The sequence below is a fragment of the Paractinoplanes ovalisporus genome (assembly GCF_016834655.1).
Taxonomy (GTDB): Bacteria; Actinomycetota; Actinomycetes; order Mycobacteriales; family Micromonosporaceae; genus Actinoplanes; species Actinoplanes ovalisporus.
This window is the reverse complement of sequence record NZ_JAENHP010000001.1, coordinates 716,670-732,901: the sequence shown is the minus strand read 5'-3', so window position 1 is coordinate 732,901 and position 16,232 is coordinate 716,670. Positions and strand designations below refer to the sequence as shown.

General features: G+C 69.4%; 15 protein-coding genes. 10 read left to right on the top strand and 5 right to left on the bottom strand.

From position 1 onward, the window contains the following. The first annotated feature begins 131 nt into the window (after nt 1-131). The 3 genes from JIG36_RS03315 (at nt 132) to JIG36_RS03305 (ending at nt 3,199) form a co-directional block, all read left to right on the top strand. Nucleotides 132-1,610: an arabinofuranosidase catalytic domain-containing protein gene (locus tag JIG36_RS03315; protein ID WP_203374458.1), complete on the top strand. Its 1,479-nt coding sequence runs from the start codon at nt 132-134 to the stop codon at nt 1,608-1,610. Nucleotides 1,611-1,758: 148 nt separating this feature from the next. Further along, the gene (locus JIG36_RS03310) at nt 1,759-2,673 is read left to right on the top strand and encodes an AEC family transporter (RefSeq protein ID WP_203374457.1); all 915 of its coding nucleotides are present in this window, start codon (nt 1,759-1,761) and stop codon (nt 2,671-2,673) included. 28 nt (nt 2,674-2,701) lie between these two features. Beyond that, on the top strand, nt 2,702-3,199 hold the full coding sequence (locus JIG36_RS03305) for a flavin reductase family protein (RefSeq protein ID WP_307872551.1): 498 nt from the start codon (nt 2,702-2,704) through the stop codon (nt 3,197-3,199). 111 nt (nt 3,200-3,310) lie between these two features. Here JIG36_RS03305 and JIG36_RS03300 read toward each other — a convergent pair whose 3' ends face one another. Beyond that, nucleotides 3,311-4,153, bottom strand: coding sequence for a LysR family transcriptional regulator (locus tag JIG36_RS03300; protein ID WP_203374456.1), 843 nt, complete (start codon nt 4,151-4,153; stop codon nt 3,311-3,313). Nucleotides 4,154-4,225: 72 nt separating this feature from the next. Between JIG36_RS03300 and JIG36_RS03295 the strand changes: the two genes are divergently transcribed. Genes JIG36_RS03295 through JIG36_RS03285 form a run of 3 tightly spaced genes read left to right on the top strand, consistent with a single transcriptional unit; the run spans nt 4,226 to nt 7,245 of the window. Next, nucleotides 4,226-5,464 (top strand): MFS transporter, encoded by a 1,239-nt coding sequence (locus JIG36_RS03295; protein WP_203374455.1) that lies wholly within the window; start codon nt 4,226-4,228, stop codon nt 5,462-5,464. 33 nt (nt 5,465-5,497) lie between these two features. Further along, nucleotides 5,498-6,643, top strand: a complete 1,146-nt coding sequence (locus JIG36_RS03290; RefSeq protein WP_203374454.1) for a DUF2510 domain-containing protein — start codon at nt 5,498-5,500, stop codon at nt 6,641-6,643. Nucleotides 6,644-6,687: 44 nt separating this feature from the next. Continuing rightward, nucleotides 6,688-7,245 (top strand): histidine phosphatase family protein, encoded by a 558-nt coding sequence (locus JIG36_RS03285; RefSeq protein WP_203374453.1) that lies wholly within the window; start codon nt 6,688-6,690, stop codon nt 7,243-7,245. Nucleotides 7,246-7,264: 19 nt separating this feature from the next. Here the strand turns inward: JIG36_RS03285 and JIG36_RS03280 are convergent, their stop codons facing one another. Further along, the gene (locus JIG36_RS03280) at nt 7,265-8,209 is read right to left on the bottom strand and encodes a helix-turn-helix domain-containing protein (RefSeq protein WP_236045498.1); all 945 of its coding nucleotides are present in this window, start codon (nt 8,207-8,209) and stop codon (nt 7,265-7,267) included. 105 nt (nt 8,210-8,314) lie between these two features. Here JIG36_RS03280 and JIG36_RS03275 point away from each other — a divergent pair, with 105 nt between their 5' ends. Next, nucleotides 8,315-9,316: a saccharopine dehydrogenase family protein gene (locus JIG36_RS03275; protein ID WP_438870694.1), complete on the top strand. Its 1,002-nt coding sequence runs from the start codon at nt 8,315-8,317 to the stop codon at nt 9,314-9,316. Here JIG36_RS03275 and JIG36_RS03270 read toward each other — a convergent pair. From JIG36_RS03270 to JIG36_RS03260, 3 genes are all read right to left on the bottom strand, one after another. Further along, a complete protein-coding gene (locus tag JIG36_RS03270; protein WP_203374451.1) occupies nt 9,307-9,936 on the bottom strand; it encodes a hypothetical protein in 630 nt (209 codons plus the stop codon). The genes JIG36_RS03275 and JIG36_RS03270 overlap by 10 nt on opposite strands. A gap of 72 nt (nt 9,937-10,008) precedes the next feature. Continuing rightward, nucleotides 10,009-10,989 carry a sugar-binding transcriptional regulator gene (locus JIG36_RS03265; RefSeq protein ID WP_307872549.1) on the bottom strand — a complete coding sequence of 327 codons (981 nt, stop codon included), beginning with the start codon at nt 10,987-10,989 and terminating at the stop codon, nt 10,009-10,011. 73 nt (nt 10,990-11,062) lie between these two features. After that, the gene (locus tag JIG36_RS03260) at nt 11,063-12,526 is read right to left on the bottom strand and encodes a DUF1593 domain-containing protein (RefSeq protein WP_203374450.1); all 1,464 of its coding nucleotides are present in this window, start codon (nt 12,524-12,526) and stop codon (nt 11,063-11,065) included. A gap of 199 nt (nt 12,527-12,725) precedes the next feature. Between JIG36_RS03260 and JIG36_RS03255 the strand changes: the two genes are divergently transcribed. The 3 genes from JIG36_RS03255 to JIG36_RS03245 are packed head-to-tail and all read left to right on the top strand — an operon-like array spanning nt 12,726 to nt 16,218. Further along, complete coding sequence (locus JIG36_RS03255; protein WP_203374449.1) at nt 12,726-13,385, top strand: DUF2291 family protein; 660 nt, start codon at nt 12,726-12,728, stop codon at nt 13,383-13,385. Beyond that, nucleotides 13,385-15,139 (top strand): sugar ABC transporter ATP-binding protein, encoded by a 1,755-nt coding sequence (locus JIG36_RS03250; RefSeq protein ID WP_236045497.1) that lies wholly within the window; start codon nt 13,385-13,387, stop codon nt 15,137-15,139. The genes JIG36_RS03255 and JIG36_RS03250 overlap by 1 nt, the downstream gene beginning before the upstream one ends. Beyond that, entirely contained in the window at nt 15,136-16,218 is a 1,083-nt protein-coding gene (locus JIG36_RS03245; RefSeq protein ID WP_203374448.1) for an ABC transporter permease, read from the top strand. Before JIG36_RS03250 ends, JIG36_RS03245 begins: the two co-directional genes overlap by 4 nt. Nucleotides 16,219-16,232: the final 14 nt, after the last annotated feature.

The following is a 16,232-nucleotide window of genomic DNA, read 5'->3' as shown; positions in this document are numbered from 1 at the left end:
GTGCGGCTGAGCGATTCTGTCCATTGACAAGCCTCGAATCGATAGTTAGCTTCTGTGAACGTTAACAACTCCCTGGCTCCAACAGCGGAGGCCGCCTGACCCCCGCTTCGCTTTGACGCGAAAGGCGCATCATGGGTATCCGTTCCTCGGGCTGGCGGGCCGCGCTCGCCGCCTTCGTCCTGGCCGGGGCCGCCGCCCTGGTCGGAGCCGCCCCGGCCCAGGCGGCCGGCACCGGACCGTGCGACATCTACGCCGGCGGCGGCACCCCCTGCGTGGCCGCCCACAGCACCACCCGTGCGCTCTTCGGCTCGTACGGCGGCAGCCTCTACCAGGTGCGGCGCTGGTCCGACGGCGCCACGTCCAACATCGGCGTGCTGAGCGCCGGAGGCTATGCCAACGCCGCCGCGCAGGACTCGTTCTGCTCGGGCACCTACTGCACGATCGTGCGCATCTATGACCAGACGTCGCGCCACAACGACCTGACCATCGCCCCGGGCGGCGGCGCCAACCCGACCGCCGACCAGGGGGCCAACGCCGCGGCACTGCCGGTGACCGCGGGCGGGCACAAGGTGTACGGCGTCTACATCTCGGCCGGCAACGGCTATCGCAACAACGCGACCAACGGCGTCGCCACCGGCAGCCAGCCCGAGGGCATGTACATGGTCACCGAGGGCACGCACGTGAACGACCGGTGCTGCTTCGACTACGGCAACGCCGAGACCAACAACATGGACACCGGCAACGGCGACATGGACGCGATCTACTTCGGCAACCTGTGCTGGTTCTCGCCCTGTTCGGCCGGGCCCCGGGTGGCCGCGGACCTCGAGAACGGCCTCTTCGCGGGCGGCAACGGATCGTGGACCGCGAACACCGGCCGTAACAGCGCCTTCGTGACCGCCGTCCTCAAGAACAACGGCACATCCACGTACGCGATCAAGGACGGCAACGCGCAGTCGGGCGGTCTCGCCACGCGGTACAACGGGTCGTTGCCGACGCAGGCCGGCTACAACCCGATGACCAAGCAGGGCGCGATCATCCTGGGCATCGGCGGTGACAACAGCAACGGCTCGGTCGGGTCGTTCTTCGAGGGCGTGATGACCAGCGGTTATCCCAGTGACGCGACCGAGAACTCCGTGCAGGCCAATATCGTCGCCGTCGGTTACAGCAAGAGTGTGACGTTCCCGGTGAACGGCGCGACCTACCGCCTGACCAACCTGGCCGCCGGCAAGGTGCTCGACGCGGTGAACTGCGGCACCGCCAACGGCACGGCGATCCAGGTGTGGCAGTCGCTCGGCAACACCTGCCAGCAGTGGCGGTTCAACAGCGTCGGCGCCAACAAGTGGACGATCACGAACGTGAACTCGGGCAAGGTGCTCGACGCGGTGAACTGCGGCCTGGCCCTCGGGACGGCCGTCAACCTGTGGCAGTCGCTCGGGAACCTGTGCCAGCAGTGGGCGGTCATCCCGGCCGGCAACGGGCGGTACGAACTGGTGGTCGAGAACAGCGGCATGGTGCTCGACGACCAGAACTGCGGCACCGCCAACGGCACGAAGGCCCAGCTCTGGATGTGGCTCAACAACACGTGCCAGCTCTGGTCGATCGCACCGTGATCGTCAACGCGGCCGGCCGCGCAGGCAAGCCGGTCGGCCGGCCGCGTAAGGAAACCGGTCGGCCGCGTCAGGAAGCCGCCCGGCCGCGCAGGGAAGCCCGGCCGGGCGCGTCGGGCGGTGACCCAGGGCAGGCGGTAGCGTCGGGGAAATGATCTCGGCGCTCTCCGGTTTTGCGGTCATCGGGGTGATCGTGTTCGCCGGGTGGGTGGCCGGTCGCTGGGGCCGGCTGCCCGCCGACACCGAGACCGTGGCCGGCAAGCTCGCGTACACCGTGCTCTCGCCCTGTCTGCTCTTCACCAGCGCCGCGGCGTCCGACCCGGGCACGCTCTTCACCGAGCCCCTGCTCGTGTCGGCCGTCGCGGCGCTGCTCTGCTTCGCGCTGCACACGGTGACGACCCGCGGCCGCGATCTGGGCACGCGGATCGTCGGCGCGCTGGGCGCCGGATACGTCAACGCCGCCTTCATCGGGATCCCCGTGGCCGCGTACGTGCTGCACGACACCGCCCTCGTGGTGCCGATCATCATGCTCCAGCTGCTGGTTTTCATGCCGATCACGGTGACGTTGCTCGAGCTGGCCACCACCGGTCACAGCTCCTGGCGTACGTCACTCACCGTGCCCCTGCGCAGCCCACTCACCGTCGCCGTGGTGCTGGGCATCGTCGTCTCCGTGACCGACTTGAGGCTGCCGTCCGTGCTCACCGACCCGATCGCGGCGATGGGCAACGCGGCCGCCCCGGTGGTGCTCGTCGCGTTCGGCATGTCGCTCAACGGGCGGCGCCTGCTCGAACCCGGCCCCGACCGTCTCCCGGTCATCGCCGCCGCCGTGCTCAAGGCCGCCGTCATGCCCGTACTGGCCCTGCTCATGGCCCTCGCCCTGCGGCTCTCACCGGCCGAGACGTACGCGGTCACGGTCCTGGCCGCCCTGCCCGCCGCGCAGAACGTCTTCCTGTACGCGCAGGCCTTCAACACCGGCGTCACGCTCGCCCGCGACGCCGTCTTCCTTTCCACCCTGGCCAGCGCTCCCGCCCTCGTCACGATTGCGATCTTGCACACGTTGACGTGAACCAAGCTTCAAGTTTTACGGTTGCCGGGTGGTGAATGGTGTCGAGTCCGATCTTGAGACGGGCGTCGGGGAGCGGTTCAGGGCGGCATTCCGCCGTTATCCCACCGGGGTGGCGATCATCTCGGCCGCCGGTCCCGTCGGGCTGACCGCCTCCAGCGTCGCCTCGGTCTCGCTCGACCCGCCCGCGCTGTCGTTCTCGGTGATGGGATCGCCGTCGGCCCAGGCCCTGGTGCGCGCGCCCAGCTTCGTCGTCAACCTGCTCGGCCCCGACTCGATCGCCCTGGCCCGGGCGTTCGCCGGCCCCGGCGGGCCGCGTTTCACCCCCGACCAGGGCTGGGACTACCTCCCCAGCGGCGAGCCTGTGCTCACCAGCGCCTCGGCCTCGTTGCGGGGCATACCGCTGCAGCTGGTGCCGGTCGGCACGTCCACCGTCGTCATCGCCGAGATCGTCGATGTTCTGCTGGGCGAGCCCGGCGGCCACCTCGTCTACCACGACCGCGACTTCATAGCGTCCCCGCGCCGCTGAAAACGCGTCCCCACGCCGCTGAAAACGCGGTCCCGCGCCGCTGAAAACAAGTCCCCGCGCCGCTGAAAACGCGGTCCCGCGCTGCCAAGAACAAGGCCGCCAAACAAGCCACTAGACCACGCGCCGCAACGCGGTCTCCACAGCGTCGATCAACGGGTCGCCCGCCGTCCGGGGATGGCGGGCCAGCCCGAGCTCGACGTCCGGCAGGGCCGGGAGGGCGCCCGAGTCGTGGCCGACCATGGCCGGCTCGAGATTGGCCGGCATGAGCACCCCCACGCCGAGTCCCGCTCGGAGCGCGGCCAGAACCCCGACCAGACTGTTGCTCTCGAACGCCACCCGCCAGTCACGCCCCGACCGTTCCATCGCTTCCAGCGCCGCCCGCCGCCACGCGCAGTCGTTCGAGAACAGCACCACCGGCAGCGGAGAGGCTGTCACGTCCACGCCCCGCCCGATCGCCCACACCAGCGGCCGGCGGACCGTCCACAACGGCGGCGACGGCAGGTCGGGCACCTCGTCGAGCACCAGATGCACCCGGCTCGTCTCGTAGGCCTCCCACATCGCCGCCTTCGACCCGCACAAGACCTCCAGCGTCGCGCCCGGATGCAGACCCGCCAGGTCGGCCAGCGCCTGCGGCAGCCGCGACTCGGCGAGATCTTCGAGCAGCCCGACACCGCAATGCCCGGTGAGCGCGCGCCCGGTCTCGGTGAGCGCCTGGGCCGACAGCGAGAGGATCCTTTCCGCGTACGGCATCAGCTCCTCCCCGGCCCGCGTCGGCGCGACACCGGAGGGCGAGCGGTGCAGCAGCGGACGGCCCACCACACTCTCCAGCCGGCGCAGTTGCTGGCTGAGCGCCGGCTGCGTCAGTCCCAGAGCGCCCGCGCCACGGCTGATGCTCCCCGCCCGTACGGCCGTCACGAAGGACCGCAGCAGCGCCGTCTCGAGATCCCGTGCCATAAGAGTTGATTATGCCTCCCCCAACCAGATAAGGACTTCCTATGGCGTCGGGGAGGTTCTAGCGTCAGGGAAATGAGCGGATACCGGCAGGTGCTCGCCGTGCCCGGCATGGCCTCGTTGCTGAGCGTCTCGCTGCTCGCCCGCACCGCGATCACCGCCGACGTCATGGCACTGACCCTGTACGTCGTGCTCGGCCTCGATCTGAGCTACGCCGCGGCCGGTGTCGTCGCCGCCGCGCTGACCGCGGGCGTGGCGCTCGGCGGTCCGATGCTGGGCCGCCTGATCGACGCGCGCGGTGTGCGCCCGGTGCTGATGACGACCACCCTCGTCCAGGTCGCGTTCTGGCTGAGCGTGCCGGTTTCCCCGTACGGAATCCTGCTCGTCTCCGCCTTTGCCGCGGGCCTGCTGATGGTGCCCGCCCAGGCCGTGACCCGCCAGGCGATAGCCGCCCTGACCACGGCCGATCAGCGCCGCCCCGCGTTCGCCCTCGAATCCGTGCAGGGCGAGCTGGCGTACATCGTCGGCCCCGCCGTAGTCATCCTCGGCGCGGCCACCGTGTCACCCGCGACCGTCGCGTGGGGAGTCGGCGCCGCGATCGTGGCCGGGGGAGCCGGACTGGCCCTGCTCAACCCACCCGTAGGCACTTCCTCCGGTGAGACCGCCCGTCCGCCACGCCGCCAGTGGCTGAACCTCCGGATGATCGCCGCCCTGACCATGGCCCTCGGCACGACAACCCTGCTGAGCGGCGTGGATCTGGCCATCGTGGCCGCCCTGCGGGAGTCCGGCCAGGTCTCGTGGGCGGCCGTGGTGGTAGTGGTGTTCGGTGTCTCGTCGGTGACCGGCGGCCTGATCTACGGCGCCCTGACCCGGCCGCGGCCCACGTGGCTGCTGCTGGCCCTACTCGGTCTGTTGACGATCCCGGCCGGCCTCGCCCACGACTGGCGCTGGCTGTCTGTGGCCGTGATCGGCGCCGGCCTGCTGACCGCACCCACCCTGTCCACGGTCGCCGACGCGGTCAGCCGCCTGGCCCCCGACGGCGCGCGCGGCGAGGCCACCGGGTTGCAGTCGTCGGCTCAGAGCGCGGGTTTCGCCCTGGGTTCGCCCCTGGTCGGCTTGGCGATCGACCTGACCACTCCCGCCGGCGGTTTCGCCACCGCGGGCCTGGCCGGTCTGATCGCCGCCCTGATCGGCTACTCCCTGTCACGCCGGGCCCGGACCGCAGCGCCCGAACACCGCTCGCAACGAGTCGCGGCACGGGCAGCGCTCGAGTTTCGTACGGACCCTAAGGGCGGCGACCCCGGGCCCGATTAGAGGGCCGCAACCCCACCGCCGGGAAGGGATCTCATGAGTAGTGTTCCGCCGCAGAACCCGGGTTTCTCCACGCCCCATGGCGATGCCGTCGTGGCCGCTTACGCCTCGGGTGAAGCAGCGGAATCGATCGCGGCCCGGTTCGGCCTGACGGTAGCCGCGGTTGAGGCCGTCGTGGCCAGGGAGACGACGGTGAACGCCGAGGCCGCTGCCGGGTCGCGGCAGAGCGCTCCCGCCGGCTGGTACGCCGATCCCGGCAACAGTTCCGCGCAGCGGTGGTGGGATGGGCAGCAATGGACCGACGTCGCCCGGATGGCGCCGGCGCTCGCCCAGCCCGTGACGCCGCCGGCGTACGCCAACCTCTACCAGGCTTCCGAGCCCCACGACGGAACGCCGTCGACCGGGAAACGCCGGATCGTCGCCATCACCGCGGGTGTAGCCGCGGTGGCTCTGCTGGCCGGTGGCGCCATCGCGGCGGTAGCCAGTTACTCCGCCAAGTCCGAGCTCTGCGACATCATCGGCAGCCAGGACGCGTATGACCAGGCCGGCGGAGACGAGCCGGACTCACTGGGCAAGATCGAGGCGGTGGCGGAGCGCATCCACACGCTGGCTGGGCGGCTCGTCTTCTCGGGGGAGCTCAAGGACGCCAGCGTGGGCTTCGCCGATTCGCTGCAGACCATGGTGACGTACAGCCGTGCCGGTCTTGACGACACCGCCACGGCCGACCCGGCCACGGCGGACCGCATGAACGACATCGCGTTGTCCGGCGTCGAGAACCTGAGTCAGATGCAGCGATCCTGCGAACTTGCCGTGACGGGCCGGTTGGGTGAGGGCGCGGGCGTCACGGCCGAGATGGCCGACAAGTCGGCCCAGTCCGACGTGCGCGGTGCCGTCAGCGAGGTCGAGCAGTACTACACCGACATGGGCAACTTCTATCCGAACGCCGGTCTCGCCGGCGACAACCGCGGTGGCAGCACGCCGCAGTTGGCACTGGACGGCTCGGCCCGGGCGATCACGCTGTCCGAGAACACTCAGCTGTACTACGTCCCCGCTTCCGGCAGCACCTACCGGATCTGCGCGACCAACACCGGCGGCAGCGGCAAGTGGTACGCCTACGACTCCGCACGTGGCGGCTCGGTCGAGGTCATCAGCCCACCCGCCGATCCGACCCTCTGCGCCTGAGAAAGCCGCACCGCCCGGCAACGCCGTGACGCATGATGTCAGCCATGTTCATCGGGGCGAACGTCACGGTCATCCTGGCTCCCCACTGCGCGTCCGTGCCTCGAGACGGCTGGGCCGGCGAGCAGGACGACCGTCCACTGAGCAGCGCCGGGCACGAACAGGCACGCGCGTTGGCCGAAGCGGTCGGCACGCACATCGACGCGATCTGCACCAGCCCGGCCTTGCGGTGCCGGCAGACCGTGGAACCCCTGGCGGCGCGAGCCGGGCTGGAACTCATCGAACTGCCCGAGCTCCGCGAGGCCTCCGGCTTCGACCAGCCGGCCGAGTGGGTCAACGGCGTGTTCGCCCCCATGGGCGAGGCAATCGCCGGCGCGTGGATCGCCGGTCAGGCCTGGGGCGCCCTGGCCCGTGTGGTCGAAGCCGCCCGCACAACAGTGGCCTGCAGCCACGGCGACGTCATCCCGCTCCTGCTCGCCGCGCTGACCGGCGCCTACAGAGTCCCGGTGCCCCCGCTCGTGGAGCGCGGCGGTTGGTACACGTTGCGCTTCGCCGGCAGCGCTCTCACCGTCACGGCCCACACCGGCGGCGCTGCGAACCAATAGAGTCGGCGCGCTTCCCGGATTACTTCCGGAAGGTACGGCGGTAGGTGTCGGGCGCCACGCCGAGGGTGCGCTGGAAGTGGCGGCGCAGCGTGGTCGCGGTGCCCATGCCGGAAGCGGCCGCGATCGTGTCGATGCTGTCGCCGGTGAGTTCCAGTAGCTCCTGCGCGCGACGGATCCGCTGCGTGAGCAGCCACTGCAGCGGCGTGGTGCCGGTGACCGCGTGGAAGTGGCGGGTCAGCTGGCGCGAGCTCATGGTGGCCTGGCGGGCCAGGTCCTCCACGGTGAGTGGCTCGTTCAGCCGCTTCAGAATCCAGGGGAACAGGCCGGCCAGGCGGTGTCCGTCGTCGGCCGGGACGGGAGTGGTGACGAACTGGGCCTGACCACCGGCCCGGTGCGGCGGCACGACCAGGCGGCGGGCCACGAGGTTGGCGACCGCCGAGCCGTGATCGCGGCGGACCAGGTGCAGGCACAGGTCCATCGCGGCGGCCTTGCCGGCGGACGTGAGCACACGGCCGTTGTCGATGTAGAGCACGTCGGGGTCGACCTCGACGAGAGGGTGGCGGGCGGCCAGCTCCTCGGTGTGGGCCCAGTGGGTGGTGGCGCGCAGCCCGTCCAACAGGCCGGCCGCGGCGAGCACGAACGCGCCGGTGCAGAGCGAAACCACCCGCGCCCCCGAGCGGTGGGCCGCGCGCACCGCGTCGACCAGATCGGCGGGAGTGTCGTCGATGTCGGCCACGGCGGGGACGATCACCGTCCCGGCGTGGGACAGCCGGTCGAGCCCGCTGTCCGGTTCCAACGAGAAACGACCGACCCGTACGGTCCGGTCGCCGCAGATCGAGACGTCGTACCACGGCACCTGGACGGCGTCGGGGGCGTTGCCGAAGACCTCCTGGGCCAGGGCCAGCTCGAAATGCAGCATCCCGTCGGTGGCGGCGATGGCGACGGAGCCTGCGGAGGAATCCATGTCGGAAATTGTATGGGTAATGTCATTCCCGACGCTTGGATTCGACCGGCTGATCCGACAGGGTTGCTAAGGAGATCACCATGTGGGGGAGCGGCAGTGGAAAACGTGGCGGTATACGGGGCCTCGGGCCACACCGGGAGATTCGTGGTCGCGGAGTTGCTCGAGCGGGGGCACATCCCGCTGCTCGTCGGCCGCGACCTCGACAAGCTGGCCAAGCACCAGCCGGGGCTCGAGACACGGCAGGCTGTCGTCGACGACCCGGCCGCACTCGATCGAGCAATGCGGGGCGCGGACGCCGTGATCAACTGCGCCGGGCCCTTCGCCACCACCGCCGCGCCACTCATCGAGGCGGCGTTGCGCGCCGGCGTCCCGTACGTGGACGTGGCGGCCGAGATCGAGGCGAACCGTGACACCTTCGCGACCTTCGCCGAGCGCGCCCGGGTCGCGGGCACGGTCGTGGTTCCGGCCATGGCTTTCTACGGCGGCCTCGGTGACCTGCTGGTGACCACCACGATGGGGGACTGGACGGCGGCGGACGAGGTGCACATCGCGTACGGCCTGAGCAGTTGGCATCCGACGGCCGGCACCCTCGACGCGGGGGCGGTGTCGCGGAAGCGGCGAGCGGGTCGCCATGTCCGCTACACCGGCGGGCAGCTGCGGTATCACGACGAGGAACTGCTGACCGTACGGTGGCCGTTCCCCGACCCGCTCGGCCCGCAGAACGTCATAGCGGAGTTCACGATGGCCGACGTCGTCACCGTTCCCAGCCACTTGGACGTCCCCGAGGTACGCACCTACATGACCGCCAAGGCCGCGGCCGATCTCTCCGCGCCCGGCGCCTCGGCCCCGCTCGCCGTCGACGAGCGGGGCCGATCCGACCAGACTTTCGTGGTCGACGTCCTCGTTCGCTCCGGCCTGGAGGAGCGCCGGGTGGTCGCGGCCGGTCAGGACATCTACGCCGTCACCGCGCCGCTTGCCGTCGAGGCGGTCGACCGCATCCTGACCGGCCGCACCCGGGCCACCGGAGTCGCGTCCGCCGGCGCCGTCTTCGACGCCCCGGACTTCCTTCGAGCGCTGTCGGCACGCGTGACGCTGAGTCAGTTCTGAATGGCGGGCCAGAGGGCTTCGGGATGGCAGCGCGCGGGACAAGCCTGGATGTAGACCTCGTTGCCCAGGAAGAGGTAGACCTGCTCCTTGCCCTCCCGCATCGGCCACATGTCGAAGCCGAAGTTCTCCGGGACCTGGCACACGAAAACCATGTCGGTGCCGCAGGAGCAGCGGTAGTGCTCGGGCTCCTGCGCCCAGGACGGGACGCCGCCCAGCTTGAAACCGGCCCGGCCCCGACGGTTCTCGACCGTCTCCTCGGCGGGATGGAGAACGAGGCGACGCGCCTGCAGGTGCGGGTCGGCTTCGGCCGCGGGGGATCCGGCCGGGCGGAGGAGGAAACGCCAGAACGGTCCCTCGTACGGATCGGTGACCGTGTCCCAGTAGCGCTCGGGCAGCTGCAACGGGCCGAAGACGCCCTCGTCGTGCTCGGGGCACTGGAAGACCAGCAGATGGTCGCCGTCGAGGAACGGGATGTCGAGCTGGAAGAAGAAGACCATCGGCTTGCCGCAGAAGCAGGCGGGCCACGACTCGCCGGCCGCCAGCAGGGGCCGGCCGCCGAGGGTGTTGTGGTCACCGGCGGCCGGCGGCTCGTCAAGGATCTCAACCGTGAAGATCGACATCGCGCCAAAGTACCGGAGTCCCGGCCAGACCCGGAGCAGGACGCGGTGCCGAGGCGGGGGCAGGACGCAGGGTCAAGGCTCGAGGAGACTGCGCGCCACCTGCAGGTCGGTGATCAGCACGTTGACCCAGCCACCCCGTACGGCGGCCTGGATGGCTTTGCTCTTGCGCCGGCCCCCGGCCACCGCGACGCGCCGCGGGACGCGCATCAGGGTGGCCGGGTCGATGCCCAGCACCCGTTCGTCGAACGCCGACTCGATGTGCGTGCCGGCCGCGTCGAAGAAGCGCATGCACACGTCACCCACCGCGCCCGCCGAGCGCAGGCCGGGCAGCTCACTCTCGGCGAACGCGTTGCCGCTCTCGCGCAGCAGCGGCGACGGCTCGATGCTGCCCACGCCGACCAGGGCCATCGTCAGGTCGTCGCACGCCTGGAGCACCGGCTCGATGTTGGGGTCGGTCACGAACATCTGCCGCATGTCGCCCGACGCCAGCAGGCCGGGCGCCTGCAGATAGACGGCCTGGGCGCCGGTCAACGCGGCCAGGCGACCGGTGATGCGGGTGGCCTGGGTCTGCGCGGTCACGTTGCCGACGCCGCCCAGCATCTGCACCACCTGGTCGGCGACCGGCGTCGGCCGGGGATGCATGGCCTCGACGGTCGCCAGGATCGTCGAACTCCACGAGGAGACACCGATGCGCTCGCCGCCCATCAGCGTCGTCTCCAGATAGACGGCCGCCGCCGAACCGAGGGCCCGCATCACGTGGCCCTCGTCGGCGTGGTCGTCGGTGTCGGCCACGATCACTTCGGTCAGCCCGTACGCCTGCTCGATCTGCTCCTCGAGTTCCGCGTACACACCGCGCGGCGCGATCACCGTCGTGCGCACGATGCCCAGGTCGACCGCGCGTTTGAGCAGTCGCGACACGCGCGGCTGGGAGATGTGCAGTTGCTGCGCGATCTGGGGCTGGCGCATGCCCCGCTCGTGGTACATGCGCGCCACCTTGGTCAGCAGCCGGATCTGGTCGGTGGCGACCTCGTCGACCGCGTAGCGCTCCGCCACTGAGGGTTCCTCCCATAGGTCACGCCAAGCTTAGGAGAATATCCATTCAACCCCGCCGCGGCGGAACAAGGTCCTAGCGGACAGTGATGATCACCCGTTGGTAGTGCTTGAGCGCGGGCGTCCCGTCGTCGGTCACCTCGAAGATCAGGTGGATCGTCTGCCCGGACTGCGCGTCGGCCGGCACGGTCAGCGACACCGCGGAGCCACGAACGGCGAGATCAACGGCTTTCCCGTACGTTCCGGCGTCCGTGTACTGCCACCACCGGTACGCGAGCTGGTCGCCGTCCGGGTCGCTCCCACGTCCGTGCAGCGTCACCGGGCGGCCGGCCTTCACCGACAGATCAACCCCTTCCCGTACGGAAGCAAGCGGGTTGTGGTTGGCATCGCGATACCTGGGTGTCACACCCCAGTCCGCCCGCGCCGCGAAATCGTTCTGCAGATCGGCCACCCAGCGTGTCTGCGGGAACGCCCGGTCGGCCGCCCCGGTGAACGTGTTGACGTCACTGGTGTCGATCCAGCCCGACGCGTTCGGCGCGAAACGACCACCCCAGCCCCCGTACGTGGGGTTCTCCGACGACCGCAGCCCGTTGAAGTCGAACAGGTACATGTACGCGGGGGAGTCGCCCTCGGAGATGAAGTCGTGCACGTCGTACGTCAGGTTCTGATCGGGCCGCCACCGGTTGTTCTCGTCGTCGCCCCGCGTCGGTTTGCCGTCGCGGTATGTCCGATACTGCTCGAGCAGCGCGCCGTGGCCGTTCAAGAAGTTCGTTTCCATGTACGGGGCTTTCAGCGTGGACTGATACGCGGCCGGCACCTGGCGCGTCCACAGGTAGGCGAAACTCCAGAACTGGCTCTGGTTGTCGATGATCCTGATGCCGGGCCAGTTCGGCCGGATGTAGTCGGCCAGCGTCGCGTCCTGGTTGAGGATGTTGTAGATGACCACTTTCTTGTTGATCTTGCGCTGGATCGAGGGCCAGGCGCCCGTGCCGGAAAACTGGTCCTGAATCGACTTGAGCGCCCGCGCGGTGGTGTTGAGGCCACCCCAGGCCTGCACGTAGAGTGGCCCCGGCTTGTCGTCCAGGATGACCTTCTTGATCCACTCGGAGCCCTCGGTCACCTGGGTCATCTCGCTGACGTTCGAGACGTTGCCGATCTTGTAGAACGACCGCAGCTTGGCCGGCGTGGGGTAGCCGTCGGCGTGCTGGCGCAGGTTCGGGTAGAGCTTCGCGTACAGGTCGATGTAGTGGTCGACCCACTCGGTGCCGGTCCAGCGGTAGGGCGCCACGTCGGCGCCGTTGCCGGCCCAGTGGAAGCGCGAGCTGGAATAGACGATGCCGGCGATGTCGAACTCGTTCGCGTAGTACAGGAACCGGATGAACGAGTCCATGTCGTCCACCTCGCCGTCCTGGGTGACGACGATGCGCGGCTTGGCGGGGGAGTGGGACATGCCGTGAGCCTGGGCCGGGGCAGCCATGGCGGTCAACGGGAGGGCGACGGTGAGCGCGGCGGCGACAACCAGCCGCGACAACTTGGGCATGGGGCGACCTCGCAAGTGGATTGAATAGAGATTCGGGCTTGCATCGGTATCGCCCACGCACCGTAAGGCGACACCGTCAAGGGCGTCAATGCCCCGCGAAAACGCGCCCCGGAGCAACACCGGAACGACCCGTTGACAAGAACGACATCGACCATTCACAGTGAGGGCATGCCCAATCGCCTATGAATGGATATTCAACATGACGGTGCTCACACGCCGGTGGCTGGCGGCGGCGACCGCGCTGGCGCTCGCGTCGGCGGTGACGGCCTGCTCCAAGGTTCCGGGCGTCTACGTCTATGAGAAGGACGGGCAGGCCGCGGCCGAGTCCAACGCCACCGACCCGGCGACGTACGTGAACGACAACTGGACGCAGAAGATCGTCCCGACCGTTCACGACAACGCGAAGGACGTCACCGAGGTCGCCGCCGCGATCAAGGAGGACTCCGACGCGGCCGGCAAGGAGCTCGGCAAGCAGGCCGGCACCGGCAGCCCGTACGCGTTCATGGTCAAGGGTTCCGGCACGGTCACCGAAGTGGACACCTCGGTCCCCACCGGCCCGGTCACCGTCGAGGTGCCGCAGGCGGGCGGCAAGCCGCTCAAAGTCACGATCGCCACCGGCCCGGTCATCGCCGGCACCGCGGTGCGCGACGCCGTCGGTTTCATCGCGTTCGGCGACTTCACCAACCAGATCGACTACGCCGAGGTCGCGAACCAGATCAACGATCGCGTGAAGACCGACGTCATCGCCAAGGTCGACCGCGACGCGCTCAAGGGCAAGAAAGTCGACTTCTACGGCGCGTTCTCGTCGCTCACCCCCGGCACGATCTTCCTGGTGCCGACCGAGCTGGCGGCGCAGTGATGAGCGAACCCCGCGGACCGCGCCACGACGCGATGAGCGAAGCGGCACAACCGCGCAACGACGCGCTGACCGAGGCGGCGGCACAACCGCGCAACGACGCGCTGACCGAGGCGGCGGCACAACCGCGCAACGACGCGCTGACCGAGGCGGCGGCACAACCGCGCAACGGCGGGTTGAGCGAAGCGACACAACCGCGCAACGTTGCCATGAGCGAAGCGGCAGAACCGCGCAACGGCGCGATGAGCGAAATTCTGGAAGCGCGCAACATCAGCAAGAACTACGGCGGGGTGCGCGCGCTCAAGGACGTCACGTTCACGGCGTACCGGGGAAAGGTCAACGTCCTCGTCGGCGAGAACGGCGCCGGCAAGTCGACGCTCATGAAGATCCTGTCCGGCAGCGAACAGCCGACCAGCGGCGAGATCCTGCTCGAGGGCGAACCCGTGCAGCTCGGTAGCCCGCGCCACGCGCAGGCGCGAGGCATCGGCATCATCCACCAGGAACTCAGCCTCTTCCCGAACATGACGATCGCCGAGAACCTGTTCGCCGGTCGTGAGCTGCGCAAGGGCGGCCGTTTCGTCGACGCCGCCGCCCAGCGCCGGCAGGCCCGCGAGGTGCTGCACCGGCTCGGACAGCACCGGCTCGACCCGGACACGCTCGTCGGCGACCTGCCCATCGGCCAGCAGCAGCTCGTCGAGATCGGCCGGGTGCTGCTCACCGACGTACGCGTGCTGATCATGGATGAACCCACGTCGGCGCTCTCCAACCACGAGGTCGACGTGCTGTTCGGCGTGATGGACGAGTTGCGCCGGGACGACGTCACGGTCATCTACATCTCGCACAAGCTCGACGAGTTCCGCCGCATCGGCGACTGGGTCACGGTCTTCCGCGACGGAAGCCTCGTCGCGCACGAGTCGATGAGCCGCACCGACACCGGGTGGATCGTGCGCCAGATGGTCGGGCGGGACCCCGATTCCCTGTACGTGCGTAACAGCTCCCCGGTCGGCGACGTGCTGCTCGACGTGCGCGGTCTGACCGTTGACGGAACGGTCAAGGTGGACGACGTCTCGCTCACCGTGCGCGCGGGCGAGGTGGTCGGCATCTACGGCCTGATGGGCGCCGGCCGCACCGAACTGGTCGAAACGCTCATGGGCATGCGCGAAGCGAGCGCCGGTGAGGTGTTCATTCGCGCAAAGACGGAGCCGAAAGGAACAGTTCAAGCGCGCATGGCGGCCGGCCTGGCCCTGGTGCCCGAGGACCGGCAACGCGACGGACTCGTGCCGACCATGTCCGTACGGGAAAACATCTTGTTGGCCACGCTCGCCCGGATGACCCGCGGCGGCCTGCTCAACGGCGGCGCCGAACAACGCACGGCGAAGGACAAGGTCGGCGAGCTGGCCATCAAGATCCCCGGGCTGGGGGCGCTGGTGACCGCGCTCAGCGGCGGCAACCAGCAGAAGGTCGTGCTGGCCCGGGCCCTGCTCACCGACCCGGTCGTGCTGCTGCTCGACGAACCCACCCGCGGCATCGACGTCGGCGCCAAGTCGCAGATCGCGTCGCTGATGGCCGACCTGGCCGCGCAGGGCTTCGGCGTCCTGTTCATCTCGTCCGAACTGGCCGAGGTGATGGCCATGGCCGACCGGGTGCTCGTCATGGCCCGCGGACGCGTCACCGCCGAGTTCACCGCCGAGAACGTCACCGAGGAAGCGCTCGTCGCGGCTTCCGCATCCGACAGCGTCCTGGAGGCGTCCGCATGACCGACACCCACGTGGCTCCCCCCAAGCACGCGGCCGCAGCGCCTCCGCCGGACGAGCCGAAGAACACCGCCCTGGCCCGGGCCGCCCTCCTCCTGCTGCGCGGCCGCACCCTGGTCGTCCTGGTCATCCTCGTCATCATCTTCAGCTCGATCTCGTCGGAATACCTGACGCAGAGCAACCTGATCCTGATGACCAAACACGTGGCCATCAACGCCATCCTCGCCATCGGCGTCACCTTCGTGATCCTGACCGGCGGCATCGACCTCTCGGTGGGCTCGATCGCGGGACTGGCCAGCATGGTCGCGGGCGGCCTGCTCTTCAAGGGCCTGAACTTCCCCGGCGGCACGGTCTTCTTCTCGGTGGCCGTGGTCATCCTCATCGGCATCGTGGTCGGCGCCCTGGTCGGCGCGGTCAACGGCGTGCTGATCACCCGGTTCAAGGTCGCGCCGTTCATCGCCACGCTCGGCATGCTCTACGTGGCCCGCGGCGCGGCGCAGCTGCACAGCGACGGCGGCACCTATCCCGACCTGGCCGGCACCGAGGCCCGCGGCAACACCGGCTTCGGGTTCATCGGCGTCGACAGCATCCTCGGCATCCCGGTCGCCGTCTGGATCATGGTCGTGGTCGCCGCGGCCGCCGTCGTCGTCACCACCAAAACCCCGTTCGGAAAGCGCATCTTCGCCGTCGGTGGCAACGAACGCGCGGCGGTGCTCTCCGGCATCCGGGTGAATCGAATCAAAATTGCCGTGTACGTCATCTCGGGTGCCTGTGCGGCGCTGGCCGGCCTGCTGCTCACCTCGGAGCTGGGCGCCGCCTATCCCGACACCGCCACCACGTACGAGCTGAACGCGATCGCCGCCGCCGTTCTCGGTGGCACCGCGCTCAGCGGCGGCCGCGGCACGATCATCGGCACCGTGATGGGCGCCTTCGTCATCGGGTTTCTCAGTGACGGCCTCGTGCTGGTCGGCGTCTCCACCTTCTGGCAGTCCGTGGTCAAGGGCGCCGTCATCGTCTTCGCCGTCATCACCGAGCAGGCGCAGCAGCGTCTGCAGTCCAACCTCGCCAAACGCACCGCCTGATTCCGAGCCGCCTT

What these genes read in the sequence shown, in the direction of transcription:
- JIG36_RS03315 (WP_203374458.1), top strand. Translation starts at nt 132, where the DNA reads ATGGGTATCCGTTCCTCGGGCTGGCGGGCCGCGCTCGCCGCCTTCGTC.
- JIG36_RS03310 (WP_203374457.1), top strand. Translation starts at nt 1,759, where the DNA reads ATGATCTCGGCGCTCTCCGGTTTTGCGGTCATCGGGGTGATCGTGTTC.
- JIG36_RS03300 (WP_203374456.1), bottom strand. Translation starts at nt 4,153, where the DNA reads ATGGCACGGGATCTCGAGACGGCGCTGCTGCGGTCCTTCGTGACGGCC.
- JIG36_RS03295 (WP_203374455.1), top strand. Translation starts at nt 4,226, where the DNA reads ATGAGCGGATACCGGCAGGTGCTCGCCGTGCCCGGCATGGCCTCGTTG.
- JIG36_RS03290 (WP_203374454.1), top strand. Translation starts at nt 5,498, where the DNA reads ATGAGTAGTGTTCCGCCGCAGAACCCGGGTTTCTCCACGCCCCATGGC.
- JIG36_RS03285 (WP_203374453.1), top strand. Translation starts at nt 6,688, where the DNA reads ATGTTCATCGGGGCGAACGTCACGGTCATCCTGGCTCCCCACTGCGCG.
- JIG36_RS03280 (WP_236045498.1), bottom strand. Translation starts at nt 8,209, where the DNA reads ATGGATTCCTCCGCAGGCTCCGTCGCCATCGCCGCCACCGACGGGATG.
- JIG36_RS03270 (WP_203374451.1), bottom strand. Translation starts at nt 9,936, where the DNA reads ATGTCGATCTTCACGGTTGAGATCCTTGACGAGCCGCCGGCCGCCGGT.
- JIG36_RS03260 (WP_203374450.1), bottom strand. Translation starts at nt 12,526, where the DNA reads ATGCCCAAGTTGTCGCGGCTGGTTGTCGCCGCCGCGCTCACCGTCGCC.
- JIG36_RS03255 (WP_203374449.1), top strand. Translation starts at nt 12,726, where the DNA reads ATGACGGTGCTCACACGCCGGTGGCTGGCGGCGGCGACCGCGCTGGCG.
- JIG36_RS03250 (WP_236045497.1), top strand. Translation starts at nt 13,385, where the DNA reads ATGAGCGAACCCCGCGGACCGCGCCACGACGCGATGAGCGAAGCGGCA.
- JIG36_RS03245 (WP_203374448.1), top strand. Translation starts at nt 15,136, where the DNA reads ATGACCGACACCCACGTGGCTCCCCCCAAGCACGCGGCCGCAGCGCCT.